Below are 19,382 nucleotides of genomic sequence, written 5' to 3'. Positions count from 1 at the left end.
GCAGGGGGGACCCTGTGGGAGAGTAGGACGCCGCCGAACTCCTTTTGATAGTTAAGCCCCGTGCCCTTGTGGCACGGGGCTTTTCTGCGTTCCGGGCCAGAATGCGCAAGGGCATGGATGAGGACGGCCGTGGCGCGTCCTCATCCATCGCAGTGTCTGATGCGGCGTGACACCGGCCCCCGCTACAGGCGACCTGCTGCTTTGAGTGCCAGATAGGCGTCGGCAAGAGCCGGCGCGAGCGCATCCGGGGTGGCATCGACAACCACGACGCCGCGACGCTGGAGCTGCTCCGCCGTATTTCGGCGCTGCGCCTTGGCCCGGGCACCGGCAGCCGCCTCATAGATCGCGTCCACTGTGCCTCTCGCGCCGGCCATCTCCTCGATGTGCGGGTCGCTGACGGCCGCCAGGAGCACGGTATGGCGCTGAGTCAGGCGGGAGAGGACCGGAAGCAGGCCCTCTTCGATGGGGGCCGTGTCGAGGCTGGTCAGAAGCACGATCAAGGAACGGCTGGGGGCGCTCGACAGAGCCGCCGCGCCGAGACCTCGGGCATCCGTCTCCACCAGCTCCGGTTCGAGTGGCGCCATCGCGTCGACCATCGCAGCCAAGACCTCCCCCGCTGCCCGGCGCTGAACGCGGGCGCGCACGCGGCGGTCATAGGCGAGGAGGTCCACGCGATCGCCGGCCCGGGTGGCGAGAGCGGCCAGGAGGAGAGTCGCGTCCATCGCCGCGTCTAGACGAGGGACGTCTCCGACACGCCCCGCCGAGGTACGGCCTGTGTCGAGGACGACCAGGATGTGGCGGTCTCGCTCGGGCCGCCACGTCCGTACGGCGACTGCGGACTGACGGGCGGTGGCCCTCCAGTCGATGGAGCGGGTGTCGTCACCGGGGACGTACGCGCGCAGGCTGTCGAACTCCGTGCCCTCCCCGCGGGTCAGGACGCTTGTGCGGCCGTCGAGTTCGCGGAGTCTCGCGAGCCGGGACGGCAGATGCTTGCGGCTGGTGAACGGGGGAAGGACCCGGACCGTCCACGGCACCTGGTGGTTCCCCTGGCGTGCCGCGAGCCCCATCGGACCGTATGAGCGGACGGTGACCTGCTCGGCATGGCGGTCCCCACGTCGGGTGGGGCGCAGGAACGTGGTGATGCGCCTGCGTTCGCCGGGCGGGATCGCCAGTCTGTGGCGGGAGCCGGGCCGCTCCGTGCCGGGGAGCCAACTACTCGGAGGCCAGGCGTCACGGAGGTGCGCGCGCAGCCGGCGACGGGAAGTATTGACTACGGTGAGTTGCACTTCCGCGCCGTCACCGAGTCGAACGCTTGTGTCACCAGATCGGGTGAACTGGAGCGGTCGTACTGGCGCGGCCAGGGCGTAGTCGCACAGAATTGCCAGAGACAGCGGGGCGTTGACCGCGAGCATTCCCGTCCAGCTCGGGGCCAGAACGCCTACGGGGAGTGACCCCAGAGCGGCGAGCAGCGCGGTGCGTCCGGTGAGGGCCACGATTCACCGCCTCATCGCGGTACGGGTACTTGGGCGAGGACTGCGGTGATGACCGAGTCGGGGGTGACACCTTCCATCTCCGCCTCCGGGCGTAGCTGGATGCGGTGGCGGAGCGTGGGGAGAGCCAGGGCCTTCACGTCATCCGGAATGACGTAGTCGCGGCCTGTGAGCCAGGCCCAGGCCCGGGCAGTGGCCAGCAGAGCGGTGGCACCTCGGGGGGAGACCCCGAGGGAGAGCGAGGGGGAATCGCGCGTGGCACGACAGATATCCACGACGTAGCCGGCGATCTCGGGGAAGACGCTGGTGCGGGCGACGGCGGTACGGGCCGCTTCCAGGTCGGCTGGGCCGGCGACCGGGCGGATGCCCGCTGCCTTCAGATCGCGGGGGTCGAAGCCGTCGGCGTGACGGGTCAGGACGCTGATCTCGTCCTCGCGGGACGGCAGCGGCACCGTGAGCTTGAGCAGGAAGCGGTCCAGCTGGGCTTCCGGAAGCGGGTACGTGCCCTCGTACTCCACCGGATTCTGGGTGGCTGCTACGAGAAAGGGGTCGGGAAGCAGGCGCGGGGTTCCGTCGACGGTGACCTGTCGCTCCTCCATTGCCTCCAGGAGTGAGGACTGCGTCTTGGGAGGAGTCCGGTTGATCTCGTCGGCGAGTAGGAGGTTAGTGAAGACCGGACCCGGCTGGAAGGAGAATTCGGCGGTGCGTGCGTCGTAGACGAGGGATCCGGTGACGTCACTCGGCATCAGGTCCGGGGTGAACTGAACGCGTTTGGTGTCGAGTTCGAGCGACGCCGCGAGAGCTCGGACCAACAGGGTCTTGGCCACGCCCGGGACCCCTTCGAGCAGGACGTGACCTCGGCAGAGCAGCGCGACGACAAGTCCGGTGACCGCCGGGTCCTGTCCGACTACGGCCTTGGCGATCTCCGAGCGCAGCGCTTCCAGGGAGGCGCGGGCCGTGCCGTCGTTCCCGACGGTCTCGGTTGTCCCGGAGGGAACTGGGGGCGGGGCGGTCATGAGGTACGAACCTCTCTTTCGAGGGCGTCGAGTTGGTCTGCCAGAAGGACGAGCGCGGCGTCGTCGGAAGGAGCCGGGCCGAAGACCAGGTCGTGGAGGCCGTTGCCGGTCGTGCAGAGGCGTGCGGAGACGGCGGGCAGGAGCGATGCGGGGGAGTGGGCGTCCCTCGGGGAGACGCCTACGAGGAGTGCGATACGGGCGCGGGCTGCGTGACGCAGTGAGGCGGCGGCGCGGTCGCGTGCGTTGGCCTTGCGATGGAGGCGGGCGCGGCCCTCGGTGGATTCGGATGCGCGAATGGCGACGGGCAGCCGTTCGGCTACCACGGGGCCCAGACGGCGGGCTCGCCAGACGGCGGCGAGCGCGGCCGCGAGCGCCAGTTGCAGTGTGCCCCACAGCCAGCCGGAGGGGATCAGATCGATGAAGCTGCTCCCGCCCGTGCTGTCGTCATCCGTGCCGCCGTCCTTGCCTCTGCCGCCGGCTGAGGCGGAGGGGTCATCGAGCGAGGGGAGGTACCAGACCAGATGCGGGTGGGAACCGAGGAGTTGAAGGGCCAGCGAGGCGTTGCCCTGCTTGTCCAGGCGGTCGTTGTAGAGCATGTCGGGGGAACCGAGAAGGACGGTGTCACCCGCTGCCGGCTGCCGGAGGAGCAGCAGAGAGGGAAGCCCGTCGGCCGGGTAGCAGTCGAGTGTGTCGAGGGTGTCCGAGGTGTAGCGGACACCACCGGTCTCGGCGGTGCCGGCCTGCCGGGCCGCGTCCAGGGAGCACCGAGGGGCGCGTGTGATCACGGGTACGGAGGACTCGGTACGGACGCCTGGGGCCAGGGTGTTCACGGACGGAGGACCGGCGGCGAGGAGTACGGTCCGGCCCGCGGCGTCAGATGTCGCGGCGCGGAGCGTGGTCTGCTGGTTCGGTGTCAGCAGGTCGGGCGTGGTGACGAGCAGAGTGGTGTCGGGGCCGACCGCGGAGGTGGCGGCACCGAGGGTGGTGACGACCCGGACGGATACGCCTTGTTCCTTGAGGAGTTCGGCGACCGCCCGGCTGCCGTAGCGGTCCGCGGAGCGGGGGTCGAGGCGTCCGTGCCGGTCGCCGGAGTGGGTGGCCGCCAGGGCGATTCCGGCGGCGACGAGTACGAGGACGGCGAGCAGCAGCCCACGTGTGCGGTTCCAGATCTGACGAGGGGTGGGGGAGGCCGAGGTGGAGGGCGCGGTGGCCACGGTCATCCGGTAGCTCCCTGGAGCGCGCCGGTCAGCTGCGGCTTTGCTGACTCGATACCGACGTCAAGGGCGACCATGGCCAGGTACACCTGGCGGTCGGCGGTGCGGCCTCCGTATGTGACGTCGTCGAACCGCCGGGCCGCCGATCGCAGTTCCCCGGCGTGTTCGGGGAGCGGGAGACCGGCTTCCGCCGCCGCTTCATCGGCCGTGCGGCCGGGGCGTGGGTCCAGCAGGGCCCGTTCCTCGAGGGCGCGGACGATGGCGCGCATCCGTTCCTGGACCGCCTGGTTCCAGCGGCCGGCGGCTGCGTGGGCCTCGGCGGCCGTGCGGTGCTCCGCCGCGCTGCGGGGGCCGTTCGTGAAGAGGGCGTTCGTCGGCCCGGTCCCGCGTTGCGGGGTGCCGAGCCGCCACCAGAGGGCGGCGAGCAGGGCGAGGGCGATGAGTACGAGCACGACCAGTCCGACCGGGCCGCCGGGGGCGGCGCCCGATGCGGACGAAAGGAGGTCGCCGATCCACGTCCACAGGTGGTCGAGGGCCCGCTTGAGGAGGTTCGGATCGTTCTCGTGGTACATCGGTTTGGACAGCTCGTGCTTCGCCGCTTCGCGGGCGGGATCCCTCGGGGTGTCCACGGGTATGTCGCCGCCAGCCCGGACCAGCAGACGTGCTGCCGCTGTGCCACCCGCCCCCGACACCGTGTCAGCTCCTGTCGTCGTAGCCCGGCAGGCCCGCTGCCCTGGCGAGGTCGAGGTCGAGTGCCTCGCGTCGGATGCGCTGGTCGACGTAGAGCAGCGCCATGACACCCGCGGAGAGCGGGTAGGTGATCGTCGAGACGACGACGTCGCCGATGCCGGAGACGATCAGGTACGGCCAGCCGAAGCTGTTGGGGCCGTCGGTGAGGAACGCGCTCATGCCGCCGCCGTCCACCACCATCGCGATGATGCCGAACGGGATGCCGACCACCAGGGCCACGATGATCGTCAGCAGCCAGGTGAGGGCCAGGATGCCGAAGGTCCGCCACCAGGCGCCGCGGACCAGTTTGGCGCTGCGGCGCATCGACGCGGTGATCGACTGCCGCTCCAGCATCAGTGCCGGGGAGGCGAGGCAGAGGCGAACCATCAGCCAGACGAGCCCGACACATGCGGCGAGAAGGGTGAGGAAGGCGAGCCCGACACCGGCCGTGCCGCCGAGCAGGAAGCTTGGAAGGAGACCGGCGGTCATGATGGCTGCTGCGATGAGGGCCAGCAGCACCGTCAGCCCCAGCAACGGGAGCATCCTGGGCCGGGCCTCGGCCCACGCGTCGGAGAGGGTGACGGGACGGCCGAGCACCGAGCGGCTGATCACGACGGTCAGCACCGCTGTGGTGAAGATCGTGGCGAGCATGGTGATGAGCAGCGTCGGGGCGCTGTTCGACAGGTTGGACTGGAGCGCGTCGGCTTCCTGCCGCAGGGCCTCCGATCCCGTGGCGTTCGAGTCGACGGACGGCGGCTCGGGCAGCAGGTATCGCTGGACCAGGATGATCGCGGTCTGGGCGATCACGGAGACGGTGAGCGTGATGCCGAGGACCGTGCGCCAGTGGGCGCGCATGGTGGATACGGCGCCGTCGAGGATCTCGCCGGTCCCCAGCGGCCGGAGCGGGATGACGCCGGGCTTCGCCGCAGGCGGACGACCGCCCCAGCCGGGCCCCGTGGGACGACCGCCCCAGCCGGGGGCGGGAGGGGGTGCGCCGGGGCCGGGGGCGGAACCGCTCGGCGGGGACCACTGCCCTGCGGGCGGCTGCGTGGAAGACCAGTTTCCCGCAGGTCCGCTGCCGTCGACAGGCTCGGAAGGCCGGGGAATGCCTGCCTCCTGATCGTCGGAGGGGGCAGATCCGGGCGAGGCCCAGCCCGGAGTGTCGTTCATTCTCGCTCCTTAACGGTCCTGTCCGCTCATCGGGGCGTCAGGTTGGCAGCCATCGTGCCACGCGTTGCACCTGTCCGGGCCTGGCGCTCTATCTCCTTCGTCCCTTCATGTGCGGGCCGCTTACCGGGCAGACTGGGTGGATGGCTGATCAGGACGCACAACCGCCGGTGGGCACCGCCCCTTCGGCGCTTCCCGTACTTCGCTGGGACGAGCCTCCGGAAGGTCCCGAGCTGGTGCTCCTCGACCAGACGCGGTTGCCGGCGGAGGAGGCCGAGCTGGTGTGTGCCGATGTGCCCGCGCTGGTGGAGGCGATCCGGACGCTGGCGGTGCGGGGAGCACCGCTGCTGGGCATCGCGGGAGCCTATGGGGTGGCTCTGGCCGCGGCACGGGGTGAGGACGTGGCGGCGGCCGCGGGGCTGCTGGCAGGGGCGAGGCCCACCGCGGTGAACCTGGGTTACGGCGTGCGGCGTGCGGCCGGGGCGTACCGGGCGGCGCTCGACAAGGGAGCGGGTCCGGAGCGGGCGGCTGCGGAGGCGCTGGCGGAGGCCAGGGCGCTGCACCGGGAGGATGCCGTGGCCAGTGGGCGTATGGCGCGGTTCGGGCTCACCCTCCTCGATGAGCTGCTGCCCGGGGGCGCGCATCAGTTGCTGACCCACTGCAACACCGGGGCGCTCGTCTCGGGAGGCGAGGGCACCGCCTTCGCCGTCGCGCTCGCGGCACACCGGGCGGGCCGGCTGAGGGGGCTGTGGGTGGACGAGACCCGGCCGCTGCTTCAGGGGGCCAGGCTGACCGCGTACGAGGCTGCACGCAACGGCATGCCGTACAGCGTGCTCACGGACAACGCCGCGGGGTCGCTGTTCGCCGCGGGAGAGGTGGACGCCGTACTCATCGGTGCTGACCGCATCGCCGCGGACGGATCGGTGGCCAACAAGGTGGGGAGCTATCCGCTGGCGGTGCTCGCGAAGTATCACCACGTACCGTTCATCGTGGTGGCACCGACCACGACCGTGGATCTGGGCACCGCGGACGGGGCGGCGATCACGGTGGAACAGAGACCCGCTCGAGAAGTGACGGAGGTCACATTCCCGCAGGGTGGGCTCTCCGGCCGGGAAGCGGGTGCAGTGGTCGTGGCACCGCCGGGATCCCCGGCGTACAACCCGGCCTTCGACATCACGCCGTCGGAGCTGATCACGGCCATCGTCACGGAAGAGGGCGTAATCTCCCCGGTCACAGGGGTCGGACTGGCAGAGCTGTGTGCCAGATCATCGCAGATAACGATTAGCTAATGGGATGATGTCGTTTATGAAGGGACGCGTCCTTGTCGTCGACGACGACACCGCACTGGCCGAGATGCTCGGGATTGTGCTGCGTGGTGAGGGGTTCGAGCCGTCGTTCGTAGCGGACGGCGACAAGGCACTTGCTGCATTTCGTGAGGCCAAGCCGGACCTGGTCCTGCTGGATCTCATGCTGCCCGGTAGGGACGGCATCGAGGTCTGCAGGCTGATCAGGGCCGAGTCCGGTGTGCCGATCGTCATGCTCACTGCCAAGAGCGACACGGTTGACGTGGTGGTGGGCCTGGAGTCCGGGGCCGACGACTACATCGTCAAACCGTTCAAACCTAAGGAGTTGGTTGCCCGGATCAGGGCACGTTTGCGGAGGTCCGAGGAGCCGGCGCCGGAGCAGCTGACCATCGGTGACCTGGTCATAGATGTGGCCGGGCACTCGGTGAAGCGGGACGGGCAGTCCATCGCGCTGACCCCGCTGGAGTTCGACCTGCTGGTCGCGCTGGCACGCAAGCCGTGGCAGGTCTTCACCCGTGAGGTACTGCTCGAGCAGGTGTGGGGATACCGCCATGCCGCCGACACCCGGCTGGTGAATGTGCATGTTCAGCGTCTGCGTTCCAAGGTCGAGAAGGACCCGGAGCGGCCGGAGATCGTGGTGACCGTCCGAGGCGTCGGTTACAAGGCCGGACCGAGCTGACATGTCCCTGCGTAGCGCTGCTCCGAAGCCCGGGGAGCCGGGAGTCCGTTCGGAGCGGGCTGCCGGTTCAGGGCACACGTCGACTCATGGCGGGCTCTTCCTGCAGGGCGGCCGGTTGTTCCAGAACCGGGCGCCCGGCGGGCCGGTGCCGCGACTGCTGATGCGATGGGTGCGGCGTCCGCTGCTGCCCGCCGTGCGGCTGTGGCGGCGCAACCTCCAGCTACGGGTCGTCGCGGGCACCCTGCTGATGTCGCTCGGCGTGGTGCTGCTGCTCGGCCTGGTCGTGATCGGACAGGTGCGCAACGGCCTGCTGGACGCGAAGGGCAAAGCCGCGCAGACCCAGGCCGCCGGCGGATTCGCCGCTGCCCAGGAGAAGGCGAACGCACCGCTCTCCCCCACGGGGCAGGGCGGCGACGCCACGGACGGCACGACCGCCAACAACTCCTGGCGGACCGAGCTGGTGGACCAGCTCGCCAGTGGCGGGAAGAACGCCTTCAACGTGGTGGCGCTCAGCGCCGACGAGGGGTCACGCGCACCCCGCGGCTCGGGCAGCGTCGAGGCCGCGAGTATTCCGCAGAGCCTCCGCGAGTCCGTGAACAAGGGCCCGGGGGCGTTCCAGACGTACGCCCTGATCCGCTACGCGAACGGGCAGGAGTCGCAGCCCGGTCTCGTCGTGGGCAAGCGGCTGTACGACATCGACCGCAACCCCTACCAGCTCTACTACGTCTTCCCGCTGACGCAGGAGGAGAAGTCCCTGACGCTGGTCAAGGGCACGCTGGCCACCGCGGGCCTGTTCGTGGTGGTCCTGCTCGGGGCCATCGCCTGGTTCGTGGTGCGCCAGGTCGTCACACCTGTCCGCATGGCGGCCGGGATCGCCGAACGGCTCTCCGCCGGCCGGCTCCAGGAACGGATGAAGGTCACCGGCGAGGACGACATCGCCCGGCTCGGTGAGGCCTTCAACAAGATGGCGCAGAGCCTCCAGCTGAAGATCCAGCAGTTGGAGGAGCTCTCCCGGATGCAGCGGCGGTTCGTCTCCGACGTCTCGCACGAGCTGCGGACGCCACTGACGACGGTGCGGATGGCTGCCGATGTCATCCATGAGGCACGCGTCGACTTCGATCCCGTCACGGCACGCTCCGCGGAGCTGCTCGGTGACCAGCTCGACCGGTTCGAGTCGCTGCTCTCCGATCTGCTGGAGATCAGCCGGTTCGACGCGGGAGCCGCCGCGCTGGAGGCCGAGCCGATAGACCTGCGGCAGGTCGTGCGACGGGTCATCGGTGGCGCCGAGCCGCTCGCCGAGCGAAAGGGCACCCGGATCCGGGTGGTCGGTGACGAGCAGCCGGTGATAGCGGAGGCCGACGCACGGAGGGTCGAGAGGGTCCTGCGCAACCTGGTCGTCAACGCCGTCGAGCACGGCGAGGGCCGCGATGTCGTGGTGCGCATGGGCGTGGCCGGCGGAGCGGTCGCGGTCGCCGTCCGGGACTACGGCGTGGGGCTGAAGCCCGGCGAGGCGACCCGGGTGTTCAACCGTTTCTGGCGGGCCGACCCGGCCCGCGCACGGACGACCGGCGGCACCGGCCTGGGGCTGTCGATCGCGGTCGAGGACGCCCGGCTGCACGGCGGCTGGCTGCAGGCCTGGGGCGAGCCCGGTGGCGGCTCGCAGTTCCGGCTGACGCTGCCGCGTACGGCGGACGAGCCGCTGCGCGGTTCGCCGATACCGCTGGAGCCCGAGGACTCACGGCGTAATCGCGAGGACCGGGAGCGTGCCGCGGCAGCTCCCGCACCGGCGGTCGGCGGCGAGCACAGGCTGATGGCGGTGCCCTCCCAGGCCGCGGGTACGGACCGCTCACCGCTGCCCGTACCGGCTCGAGCCCCCGCGGCCGCCCGGAAGGCTCCGGTCTCGGTACATCCGGCGGCGCTGCCCGGCAGTGGCGCGCGAGTGGTGCCGCGGCCCGCCGAGGAGCGGCCGGGCCACAACGACTCTCCGGGGCAGGATCCGGGGCGGGAGGACACGACTCGTGGGCACTGACCGTCTGCAGGGTGGCCGTGGACGTGCGGCGGGGATGACCGTGCTGCTGGGATGCGGTGCCCTGCTGCTGACCGCGTGCGGCTCGATGCCCGTCACCGGGGACGTCAAGGCAGTGGACGCCTCGCAGCCCGGCGACTCCCAGGTCCAGGTGTACGCGGTCGCGCCGCGTGACGGTGCCACCCCGAACGAGGTGGTCGACGGCTTCCTGGAGTCGATGACCAGCGACGACTCCGATTTCCGCACGACGCGCAAGTACCTCACGCAGGAGGCGTCGAAGGCATGGAAGCCCAGCACGGTCACCACCGTGCTGGCCAAGGCGCCGAACCGGAGCGACCGGCCGCTTCACGAGAGCGACGGCAGCACCACCGAGGTCACGTACACCCTGACCGGCGAGCGGGTGGCGACCGTCGACGAGCAGAACGCGTACCAGCCGCTGGCTCCCACGGACTACTCCCGCACCCTCCATCTGGTGCGGGAGAACGGGCCGGACGGCAAGCAGTGGCGCATCGACATCGTGCCGGACGGCCTGGTGCTCGGGCAGTCGGACTTCAAGCGGCTCTACCGCTCCGTCAACAAGTTCTACTTCGCGAGCGGGCGGTCCGAGGCGGAGTCGACCCTCGTCGCCGACCCCGTCTACATCCGTAACCGGACGGACCCCGCCACCGGGATGGACACCGTGACGCAGGCGGTCCGCAGTCTCCTGAGGGGCCCGACCGACTGGCTGCGGCCGGTGGTCGAATCACGCTTCCCGGCCGGCGCGGGACTGCGGAAGGACGTCACCTCGCTGACGCCCGACGACCGCAACGTGCTGAAGGTCCCGCTCAACAGGAAGGCGGACGGGGTCGGGCAGCACTCCTGCCGGATGATGGCCTCGCAGGTGCTCTTCACCCTCCGGGACCTGACGTCGGCACGGGTCGAGCAGGTGGAGCTGCAGCGCTCGGACGGTTCGCCGCTGTGCGTGCTCGGAGCGGACCAGGCCGAGGAGTACGCCCCCGACGATTCGTCCGGCGGGCCCGACAGCCAGTACTTCGTCGATGCCAAGGGGCACGTGCAGCGCATACCGGGGAGCACCAAGGGCAGCGGGAAGCCGGAGCCGGTGGCCGGACCGTTCGGTACCGGTACGGCGAGGGTGAGTTCGGTCGGCGTGGCCCGGGACGAGCAGCTGGCCGCGGCGCTGTCGCAGCAGGGCGACACGCTCTACGTGGCCTCCATCACCGAGGACGGTGAGCTGCCGGCCCCGGCGGTGACGAGCAAGGCCGCCAACGTCAAGAACCGTCTGACGGCACCCAGCTGGGACGGCAGGGGCGACCTCTGGGTCGCCGACCGCGACCCGGACAATCCCCGGCTGCTGCGGCTGGCCGGTGGAGCGGGCAAGCCGCAGGAAGTCGCCGTGCCGGGCCTGGACGGCAGCCGCATCAAGGGGCTGCGGCTCTCCTCGGACGGGGTGCGGATCGCCCTGCTGCTGACGAGCGACGGTCATACGACCCTGAAGATCGGCCGGATCGAGCGCCGGGGTCCGCAGGACAAGCCGCGGATCTCCGTGGTGGACCTGCGGCAGGCCGCACCGCAGCTGGCCGATGTGACGGCGATGTCGTGGTCCGGTGGGAGCCGTCTCGTGGTGGTCGGCAAGGAACAGGGCGGCGTGCAGCAGGTCCGCTACGTGCAGGCGGACGGCTCGACTCCCTCGTCCGGTGTGCTGCCCGGGGTGAACCAGGTGCTCGCGATCGCCGCGGCGGACGACGAGCAGCTGCCGCTGATGGCGGACACGCAGGGCGACGGAATAGTGAAACTGCTGCCCGGCGACAACTGGCAGACGGTCCTCAAGGAGGGCTCGGCGCTGGTCTACCCGGGCTGACGCCTCCAGGCGCGTCCGGGTTTTCCACAGGGGTGGTCCGGCGGCCCGGCCGGGGGCACAGTGGAACCATGCGCGGGTGGTGGCGGGAGATCACCGGACTGGTCCTGCCGGTGGCCTGTGGAGGCTGCGGCAGGCCTCGGACGGAGCTGTGCGACGACTGCGGTGCGCAGCTCCACGGCGGGGTGCCGCGCCGGGTGACACCCGTGCCGGAGCCTGACGGCCTGCCAGAGGTGCACGCCGCCGCCGACTACGGGAACGCGGTACGGGCGGTGCTGCTGGCCCACAAGGAGCGGGGTGCACTCGGCCTGGCAGGGGCGCTCGGCAAGGCGCTGGCGGGTGCCGTGAGAGCCGGGGCGGGGCCACCGCACCGTCCTGGACCCCTGCTGCTCGTACCCGTGCCGTCCGCACGCCGGGCCGTGGCCGCGCGCGGACATGATCCGACCCGCCGGATCGCCCTGGCGGCAGCGGCGGAACTGCGGCGCGCGGGGACCCCGGCGCGGGTGGCCGCTGTGCTGCGGCAGCGACGTCAGGTGGCCGACCAGTCGGGGCTCGGGGCCCGGGAGCGCCGGGCGAATCTGACGGGCGCGCTGGACGTGGCGGCGGGAGGTGCCCGGCTGCTGGCGGCCGGACAGGTCGTGCTGGTCGACGACCTGCTCACGACGGGTGCCTCGCTGGCCGAGGCGGCACGGGCGATCGACAGGGCCGACGGGTCGAACGGCCTTGCTGCCGGGGCGTGCCTTGCGGCGGTTGTCGCAGTATCTCCTTCTGCCTTCGAAATAAACCGGAACTGCACATGAAGTTGCATCGTTGCAGGTAGTGAGTGGGTAAAAAGACCTGAACGGAGGTACGTGCGAGTAGCGGGTGCCGACAGGCGGCCGGGCAGGCTATGTTCGGTTGTGAGGAATGGTGAATGCCAGACCTCGGCGAATGCACCACCAGGTTTCGGGCAGGTAACCCACCAGCAGATGAGAATCCGCAAATTCGGTGGGGTGGAGTCCTTGCCGACGGGGGAGGAGGAGGTGGAAGTCACCGAGTCCGCGGCTCCGGTGACCACCGGGGCCTGGTGCAAAAGGGAGATGCTCCGCCGCTGAGCGGAGCGATCCGGGAACGGAGTTCTGCGTGGACATCGTCGTCAAGGGCCGCAAGACCGAGGTGCCCGAGCGGTTCCGCAAGCACGTGGCCGAGAAGCTGAAGCTGGACAAGATCCAGAAGTTCGACGGCAAGGTGATCAGCCTCGACGTGGAGGTGTCCAAGGAGCCGAATCCCCGTCAGGCGGACCGTTCCGACCGGGTGGAGATCACGCTCCGCTCACGTGGACCGGTCATCAGGGCGGAAGCGGCCGCAGGCGACCCGTACGCAGCGCTGGACCTGGCCACCGGCAAGCTGGAGGCCAGGCTGCGCAAGCAGCACGACAAGCGCTACAGCCGCCGCGGTTCGGGGCGCATCTCTGCCGCCGAAGTCGCCGAAGTCGTGCCGGAGGCCGCGTCGTTCAACGGGGACGGCGAACTGATCCCCGACGAAGTGGCCAAGCCCGTACCCACCACCAGGATCGGCTCGCTCGAGGTGCAGGGCGAAGGACCGCTGGTGATGCGCGAGAAGACGCACGTCGCGGCGCCCATGTCGCTCGACCAGGCGCTCTACGAGATGGAACTGGTCGGACACGACTTCTATCTGTTCGTCGACTCCGAGACGAAGGAACCCAGTGTCGTCTACCGGAGGCATGCCTATGACTACGGCGTCATCCACCTGAGGACCGACCCGCTGGCCGCCGATGAGGCGGGCGGCGCGGGCGGCGCGCTCGGCGGCTGACACCACCGCTCCGTGGTGCCCCTGGAGCGCCTTGTGCGCCCCCAGGGGCACCCGCGTGCGACCACTGGATCACCGCTCTGACGTCCGGGCATGAAATCATGGCGGCCCAAGCCAATCGGTGCTGTGCGACCTGCCGTTGGCGGACGGTTTGTGAACTTCAGGCCATGGACTTCAGGGGGAGGAACGATGGCGGACACCTTCGGGCCCGTGCGCGATGCGAATGACCACGACGCTGCCGGTGCCCACGCCGGAGCGGACGAGGACGGCGGTTCCGGGAAGGAGCCGATCCGGGTCCTCGTGGTGGACGACCACGCACTCTTCCGCAGAGGACTGGAGATCGTTCTCGCGCAGGAGGAGGACATCCAGGTCGTCGGCGAAGCGGGGGACGGTGCGGAGGCGGTGGACAAGGCGGCCGATCTGCTGCCCGACATCGTGCTGATGGACGTACGGATGCCCAAACGCGGCGGCATCGAGGCCTGCACCTCCATCAAGGAGGTGGCTCCCAGCGCGAAGATCATCATGCTGACGATCAGCGACGAGGAAGCCGACCTCTACGACGCGATCAAGGCGGGCGCCACCGGATACCTCCTCAAGGAGATCTCCACGGACGAGGTGGCCACCGCGATCCGGGCGGTCGCCGACGGGCAGTCCCAGATCAGTCCGTCCATGGCGTCCAAACTGCTCACCGAGTTCAAGTCGATGATCCAGCGGACCGACGAGCGCCGGCTGGTACCGGCTCCCCGGCTCACCGAGCGTGAGCTCGAAGTCCTCAAATTGGTTGCAACGGGCATGAACAATCGCGATATCGCGAAGGAACTCTTCATTTCCGAGAACACCGTGAAGAACCACGTGCGCAACATTCTCGAGAAGCTGCAGTTGCACTCCCGGATGGAAGCCGTGGTCTATGCCATGCGGGAGAAGATCCTCGAGATCAGATGAGCCGGCCGGGTAAAGGCCTGGGAATGCGAGGTCCTCATGCCAGGAGGCGAGCGATTTCCCGGGTGAGCGGCTCGCGCAGCTCCGGTGCGTCGACCCGCTCCAGCCGGACGTGCGTGCAGCCGACCCAGGACGCAGCCTCGACCAGCGCCTCCGCCATGGGAAGCACGGCCTTCACGCCCGCCAGGGACGCCTGCCGGGCGATCAGCGTCGTGCCCTCGCGCGCCGGGTCGACCCGGCCCTGGAGCTTGCCGCCCGCCAGCAGGGGCATCGCGAAGTAGCCGTGGATCCGCTTCGGCTTGGGGACGTAGGCCTCCAGCCGGTGGGTGAAGGCGAAGATCCGCTCGGTGCGCGCCCGCTCCCAGACCAGCGAGTCGAACGGCGACAGCAGCGTCGTACGGTGCCGGCCGCGCGGCTCCGCGGCCAGCGCCGCCGGATCGGCCCAGGCCGGCTTGGCCCAGCCCTGGACCGACACCGGGACCAGGCCCGAGTCCGCGACCACCGCGTCGAACTGCTCGCCCTTGAGCCGGTGGTAGTCGGCGATGTCCGCGCGGGTACCCACTCCCAGTGACTGCCCGGCGAGCTTCACCAGCCGGCGCAGGCACTCCGCGTCATCCAGGTCGTCGTGGAGCACCGCCTCGGGCAGGGCCCGCTCCGCGAGGTCGTAGACCCGCTTCCAGCCCCGCCGCTCGGTGCACACCACCTCGCCGTACATCAGTGCCCGCTCGACAGCCACCTTCGACGCCGACCAGTCCCACCACTCCCCGCCGTTCTTCGCGCCGCCCAGCTCCGTGGCGGTCAGCGGGCCCTCGGCGCGCAGCTGCTTGATGACGGTGTCGTACACGCCGTCCGGCAGGTCGTGGTGCCACTGCGGGCGGGAGCGGTAGGCGCGGCGGCGGAACGCGAAGTGCGGCCACTCCTCGACCGGCAGGATGCACGCCGCGTGCGACCAGTACTCGAAGGCGCGGCCACCTGACCAGTACGCCTCCTCGACCGGGCGCCGGCCGACCGCGCCGAGGCGGGCGTACGGAATCAGCTCGTGCGACCGGGCGAGCACCGAGATCGTGTCGAGCTGCACGGCGCCGAGATGCCGGAGCACTCCCGGCACCCCGCCCCGGCGGTCCGGGGCGCCCAGAAATCCCTGGGCGCGCAGGGCGATCCTGCGGGCCTGGTCGGCGGAGAGTTCGACTGCGGGAGGCTGCACGGACGTCATGCGTCGAACCCTAGAGGGCGGCACTGACAATCCGGGGCCCCGTCGTGTCCCTCACGGACCGGTGGAGGTGCTCGCCGGGAGATAGGCGCAGGTGCCCGGCAGGCCGAGGTCCGACGGGAGCAGTGCGCCGGTCCACGTATCGCGTCGTACGCCCTTGTTCAGCAGCCCGGAGCGCCGGCCGCCCTCCATGCGGAAGCCGGCCCGCAGCGCCACGGCCCGGGAGGCCACATTGCCGGCCTCCGCCAGCCACTCCAGCCGGTCGCCGCCGAGCGAGGCGAACGTCCAGTGGGCGGCGCGACGGACCGCTTCCGTCGTGTAGCCGCGGCCGCGGTGCTCCGGCGCGGTCCAGAATCCCACCTCGTAGGTGCCCGGCCCGCTGCAGCGGTTGATGCCGAGCGCACCGGTCAGGGCCCCGCCCTCGCGCAGTACGACGGCGAAGTTGTACATGGAGTCGTCCTGCCACCCGCCGGGGGAGAACTGCCGGGTGAAGAGTTCCGCGTCCGTGCGGCTGTAGGGGGAGGGCACGACCGTCCAGCGCCGGATGTCGGGATCCTGGCAGGCGGCGTGCACCTCGTCCGTGTCGTCCGGGGCGAAGGGGCGCAGCAGCAGACGGTCCGTGGTGAGGGTGATCGGCTCCATGTGCGGATTCTGGTGACCTTCGGGGGTGCGTGGCGAGCACTTTTCGGTCTTCCCGGCACCTTCGGAGCCCTTTGTCCGTTGACCGGGAAGGGCACTGCGAGCTCAAGGCAGTGGCAGCCCTCCCGGCGCGGCGGGGTCCTCGCTTACGATGGCCGTTGCGGTGGGGCCCACCTGCCGTGCCCGCGCCAGAGTCCATAACACGACCCAGTGCCAGGCCCGACCGGCAAGGAGACCAGCCTCAGTGTCCGTCTTCAACAAGCTCATGCGTGCAGGCGAAGGCAAGATCCTGCGCAAACTGCACCGCATCGCGGACCAGGTCAGCTCCATCGAAGAGGACTTCGTCAACCTCTCCGACGCCGAGCTGCGGGCGCTCACCGACGAGTACAAGGAACGGTACGCGGACGGCGAGAGCCTGGACGACCTGCTTCCCGAGGCATTCGCGACCGTCCGTGAGGCCGCCAAGCGGGTCCTCGGACAGCGCCACTACGACGTCCAGATGATGGGCGGCGCAGCCCTGCACCTCGGTTACGTGGCCGAGATGAAGACCGGCGAGGGCAAGACCCTCGTCGGCACCCTGCCGGCGTATCTCAACGCGCTCTCCGGCAAGGGCGTTCACCTGATCACGGTCAACGACTACCTCGCCGAGCGTGACTCGGAGATGATGGGCCGCGTCCACAAGTTCCTCGGACTGAGCGTCGGCTGCATCATCGCCAACATGACTCCGGCCCAGCGCCGTGAGCAGTACGGCCGCGACATCACGTACGGCACGAACAACGAGTTCGGCTTCGACTACCTCCGCGACAACATGGCGTGGTCGCAGGACGAGCTCGTCCAGCGCGGTCACAACTTCGCGATCGTCGACGAGGTCGACTCGATCCTGGTCGACGAGGCCCGTACGCCGCTGATCATCTCCGGTCCCGCCGACCAGGCCACCAAGTGGTACGGCGACTTCGCCAAGCTGGTCACCCGGCTGTCGAAGGGTGAGGCGGGCAACCCGCTCAAGGGCATCGAGGAGACCGGCGACTACGAGGTCGACGAGAAGAAGCGGACCGTCGCGATCCACGAGCCCGGTGTCGCGAAGGTGGAGGACTGGCTCGGCATCGAGAACCTCTACGAGTCGGTGAACACCCCCCTCGTCGGGTACCTCAACAACGCCATCAAGGCCAAGGAACTCTTCAAGAAGGACAAGGACTACGTCGTCATCGACGGCGAAGTCATGATCGTCGACGAGCACACCGGCCGTATCCTCGCCGGCCGCCGCTACAACGAGGGCATGCACCAGGCGATCGAGGCGAAGGAAGGGGTGGACATCAAGGACGAGAACCAGACCCTTGCCACGATCACCCTGCAGAACTTCTTCCGCCTCTACGGCAAGCTCTCCGGGATGACCGGTACGGCGATGACCGAGGCCGCCGAGTTCCACCAGATCTACAAGCTCGGTGTGGTGCCGATCCCGACCAACCGGCCGATGGTCCGGGCCGACCAGTCGGACCTGATCTACCGCACGGAGGTCGCGAAGTTCGCCGCCGTCGTCGACGACATCGCCGAGAAGCACGAGAAGGGCCAGCCGATCCTGGTCGGCACGACCTCGGTCGAGAAGTCCGAGTACCTCTCGCAGCAGCTGTCGAAGCGCGGTGTGCAGCACGAGGTGCTCAACGCCAAGCAGCACGACCGGGAGGCGCCGATCATCGCCCAGGCCGGGCGCAAGGGCGCGGTCACGGTCGCGACGAACATGGCGGGCCGCGGTACGGACATCAAGCTCGGCGGCAACCCCGACGACCTGGCCGAGGCGGACCTGCGTCAGCGCGGGCTCGACCCGGTCGAGCACGTCGAGGAGTGGGCGGCCGCGCTGCCCGCGGCGCTGGAGAAGGCCGAGCAGGCCGTGAAGGCCGAGCACGACGAGGTCAAGGACCTCGGCGGGCTGTACGTCCTGGGCACGGAGCGGCACGAGTCGCGCCGCATCGACAACCAGCTGCGCGGTCGTTCCGGCCGTCAGGGCGACCCGGGCGAGTCCCGCTTCTACCTCTCGCTGGGTGACGACCTGATGCGTCTGTTCAAGGCGCAGATGGTCGAGCGTGTGATGTCGATGGCCAACGTGCCGGACGACGTGCCGATCGAGAACAAGATGGTGACGCGCGCGATCGCGTCGGCGCAGTCGCAGGTCGAGCAGCAGAACTTCGAGACGCGTAAGAACGTCCTGAAGTACGACGAGGTGCTCAACCGGCAGCGTGAGGTCATCTACGGCGAGCGGCGCCGGGTCCTGGAGGGTGAGGATCTGCAGGACCAGATCCGCCACTTCATGGACGACACGATCGACGACTACATCCGCCAGGAGACGGCGGAGGGGTTCGCCGAGGAGTGGGACCTGGACCGGCTGTGGGGCGCGTTCAAGCAGCTCTACCCGGTGAAGGTCACGGTTGTCGAGCTGGAGGAGGCCGCCGGGGATCTTGCCGGGGTCACCGCCGAGTTCATCGCCGAGTCCGTCAAGGACGACATCCACGAGCAGTACGACGAGCGTGAGAAGACGCTCGGCTCCGACATCATGCGTGAGCTGGAGCGGCGTGTGGTGCTCTCCGTGCTGGACCGCAAGTGGCGTGAGCACCTCTACGAGATGGACTACCTCCAGGAAGGCATCGGCCTGCGGGCCATGGCGCAGAAGGACCCGCTGGTCGAGTACCAGCGCGAGGGCTTCGACATGTTCAACGCCATGATGGAGGGCATCAAGGAGGAGTCCGTCGGCTACCTGTTCAACCTGGAGGTTCAGGTCGAGCAGCAGGTCGAGGAGGTGCCGGTGCAGGACGAGGCGACCTCGCTGTCCAAGGAGGACGCCGTTCCGGCGGCGCGTCCGGAGATCCGGGCGAAGGGGCTCGACGCCCCGCAGCGTCCGGACCGGCTGCACTTCTCCGCTCCCACGGTGGACGGGGAGGGCGGTGTCGTCGAGGGCGACTTCTCCAACGGGGAGGGTGACGGTGACGGCGCTGCCGGCGCGGGGTCGGACGGGCTGACCCGGGCGGAGCGGCGCAAGGCGCAGAAGAGTGGTGGGGGTGGACGGCGCCGCAAGAAGTAGCGGGCGCTGATCGCGGCCGGGGCCGGGCACCTTCGGGGTGGCCGGCCCCGGCCGTTGTTGTGTGCGGTGTGCGGTGCGGTGCGGTGTGTGGTGCGGTGCGATGCCGTGCGGTGGGGGGGTGGGGTGGGGCGCCTGCGGGGGCTCTTGTCCCCTACCCGCCCCTTCCCGTAACCGGGGCTCCGCCCCGGACCCCGCTCCTCAAACGCCGGAGGGGCTGGATTGGCGCAGCGCTCCT

Annotated in this window: 15 protein-coding genes; 8 read left to right on the top strand and 7 right to left on the bottom strand. The window is 69.9% G+C overall.

Annotation, left to right across the window (positions count from 1 at the left end; translation table 11 throughout):
• Positions 1-182 precede the first annotated feature (182 nt).
• From ACFVJX_RS20435 to ACFVJX_RS20415, 5 genes are read right to left on the bottom strand one after another with little or no spacing between them, the layout of a single operon-like run.
• Positions 183-1,493, bottom strand: coding sequence for a DUF58 domain-containing protein (locus ACFVJX_RS20435; RefSeq protein ID WP_384135913.1), 1,311 nt, complete (start codon positions 1,491-1,493; stop codon positions 183-185).
• A gap of 11 nt (positions 1,494-1,504) precedes the next feature.
• A complete protein-coding gene (locus ACFVJX_RS20430) occupies positions 1,505-2,506 on the bottom strand; it encodes an AAA family ATPase (protein WP_384135914.1) in 1,002 nt (333 codons plus the stop codon).
• On the bottom strand, positions 2,503-3,726 hold the full coding sequence (locus ACFVJX_RS20425; protein ID WP_384135916.1) for a DUF4350 domain-containing protein: 1,224 nt from the start codon (positions 3,724-3,726) through the stop codon (positions 2,503-2,505). Before ACFVJX_RS20425 ends, ACFVJX_RS20430 begins: the two co-directional genes overlap by 4 nt.
• Positions 3,723-4,412, bottom strand: a complete 690-nt coding sequence (locus ACFVJX_RS20420; RefSeq protein WP_384135917.1) for a DUF4129 domain-containing protein — start codon at positions 4,410-4,412, stop codon at positions 3,723-3,725. The genes ACFVJX_RS20425 and ACFVJX_RS20420 overlap by 4 nt, the downstream gene beginning before the upstream one ends.
• Before the next feature lie 4 nt (positions 4,413-4,416).
• Positions 4,417-5,619 carry a hypothetical protein gene (locus ACFVJX_RS20415; RefSeq protein WP_384135919.1) on the bottom strand — a complete coding sequence of 401 codons (1,203 nt, stop codon included), beginning with the start codon at positions 5,617-5,619 and terminating at the stop codon, positions 4,417-4,419.
• Positions 5,620-5,759: 140 nt separating this feature from the next.
• On the opposite strand from ACFVJX_RS20415, the gene mtnA reads away from it, so the two are divergent.
• From mtnA to ACFVJX_RS20380, 7 genes are all read left to right on the top strand, one after another.
• On the top strand, positions 5,760-6,905 hold the full coding sequence (gene mtnA, locus ACFVJX_RS20410; protein WP_384135920.1) for an S-methyl-5-thioribose-1-phosphate isomerase: 1,146 nt from the start codon (positions 5,760-5,762) through the stop codon (positions 6,903-6,905).
• 4 nt (positions 6,906-6,909) lie between these two features.
• Complete coding sequence (gene mtrA / locus ACFVJX_RS20405; protein ID WP_005316841.1) at positions 6,910-7,599, top strand: two-component system response regulator MtrA; 690 nt, start codon at positions 6,910-6,912, stop codon at positions 7,597-7,599.
• Between the two features lies 1 nt (position 7,600).
• The gene (mtrB, locus tag ACFVJX_RS20400; protein WP_384135922.1) at positions 7,601-9,628 is read left to right on the top strand and encodes an MtrAB system histidine kinase MtrB; all 2,028 of its coding nucleotides are present in this window, start codon (positions 7,601-7,603) and stop codon (positions 9,626-9,628) included.
• Positions 9,629-9,662: 34 nt separating this feature from the next.
• The gene (locus ACFVJX_RS20395; RefSeq protein ID WP_384135949.1) at positions 9,663-11,483 is read left to right on the top strand and encodes an LpqB family beta-propeller domain-containing protein; all 1,821 of its coding nucleotides are present in this window, start codon (positions 9,663-9,665) and stop codon (positions 11,481-11,483) included.
• 68 nt (positions 11,484-11,551) lie between these two features.
• A complete protein-coding gene (locus tag ACFVJX_RS20390) occupies positions 11,552-12,280 on the top strand; it encodes a ComF family protein (RefSeq protein WP_384135924.1) in 729 nt (242 codons plus the stop codon).
• A 322-nt stretch (positions 12,281-12,602) separates the two neighbouring features.
• Positions 12,603-13,292 (top strand): ribosome hibernation-promoting factor, HPF/YfiA family, encoded by a 690-nt coding sequence (hpf, locus tag ACFVJX_RS20385; protein ID WP_384135926.1) that lies wholly within the window; start codon positions 12,603-12,605, stop codon positions 13,290-13,292.
• 186 nt (positions 13,293-13,478) lie between these two features.
• A complete protein-coding gene (locus ACFVJX_RS20380) occupies positions 13,479-14,231 on the top strand; it encodes a response regulator (protein WP_384135928.1) in 753 nt (250 codons plus the stop codon).
• Positions 14,232-14,265: 34 nt separating this feature from the next.
• Here the strand turns inward: ACFVJX_RS20380 and ACFVJX_RS20375 are convergent, their stop codons facing one another.
• Complete coding sequence (locus ACFVJX_RS20375) at positions 14,266-15,441, bottom strand: winged helix-turn-helix domain-containing protein (protein WP_384135930.1); 1,176 nt, start codon at positions 15,439-15,441, stop codon at positions 14,266-14,268.
• A 51-nt stretch (positions 15,442-15,492) separates the two neighbouring features.
• A complete protein-coding gene (locus ACFVJX_RS20370; RefSeq protein ID WP_384135932.1) occupies positions 15,493-16,080 on the bottom strand; it encodes a GNAT family N-acetyltransferase in 588 nt (195 codons plus the stop codon).
• A gap of 241 nt (positions 16,081-16,321) precedes the next feature.
• Here ACFVJX_RS20370 and secA point away from each other — a divergent pair, with 241 nt between their 5' ends.
• Entirely contained in the window at positions 16,322-19,147 is a 2,826-nt protein-coding gene (gene secA / locus ACFVJX_RS20365) for a preprotein translocase subunit SecA (protein WP_384135934.1), read from the top strand.
• Positions 19,148-19,382: the final 235 nt, after the last annotated feature.

The organism is Streptomyces sp. NPDC127177 (assembly GCF_042672475.1).
Classification (GTDB): domain Bacteria; phylum Actinomycetota; class Actinomycetes; order Streptomycetales; family Streptomycetaceae; genus Streptomyces.
Note: the sequence above shows the minus strand (reverse complement) of the source record. Positions and strands in the feature narration are given on the sequence as shown.

Coding starts and splice junctions, on each gene's coding strand:
- ACFVJX_RS20430 (WP_384135914.1), bottom strand. CDS start 2,506: ATGACCGCCCCGCCCCCAGTTCCCTCCGGGACAACCGAGACCGTCGGG.
- ACFVJX_RS20425 (WP_384135916.1), bottom strand. CDS start 3,726: ATGACCGTGGCCACCGCGCCCTCCACCTCGGCCTCCCCCACCCCTCGT.
- ACFVJX_RS20415 (WP_384135919.1), bottom strand. CDS start 5,619: ATGAACGACACTCCGGGCTGGGCCTCGCCCGGATCTGCCCCCTCCGAC.
- mtnA (WP_384135920.1), top strand. CDS start 5,760: ATGGCTGATCAGGACGCACAACCGCCGGTGGGCACCGCCCCTTCGGCG.
- mtrA (WP_005316841.1), top strand. CDS start 6,910: ATGATGTCGTTTATGAAGGGACGCGTCCTTGTCGTCGACGACGACACC.
- mtrB (WP_384135922.1), top strand. CDS start 7,601: ATGTCCCTGCGTAGCGCTGCTCCGAAGCCCGGGGAGCCGGGAGTCCGT.
- ACFVJX_RS20395 (WP_384135949.1), top strand. CDS start 9,663: ATGACCGTGCTGCTGGGATGCGGTGCCCTGCTGCTGACCGCGTGCGGC.
- ACFVJX_RS20390 (WP_384135924.1), top strand. CDS start 11,552: ATGCGCGGGTGGTGGCGGGAGATCACCGGACTGGTCCTGCCGGTGGCC.
- ACFVJX_RS20380 (WP_384135928.1), top strand. CDS start 13,479: ATGGCGGACACCTTCGGGCCCGTGCGCGATGCGAATGACCACGACGCT.
- ACFVJX_RS20375 (WP_384135930.1), bottom strand. CDS start 15,441: ATGACGTCCGTGCAGCCTCCCGCAGTCGAACTCTCCGCCGACCAGGCC.
- ACFVJX_RS20370 (WP_384135932.1), bottom strand. CDS start 16,080: ATGGAGCCGATCACCCTCACCACGGACCGTCTGCTGCTGCGCCCCTTC.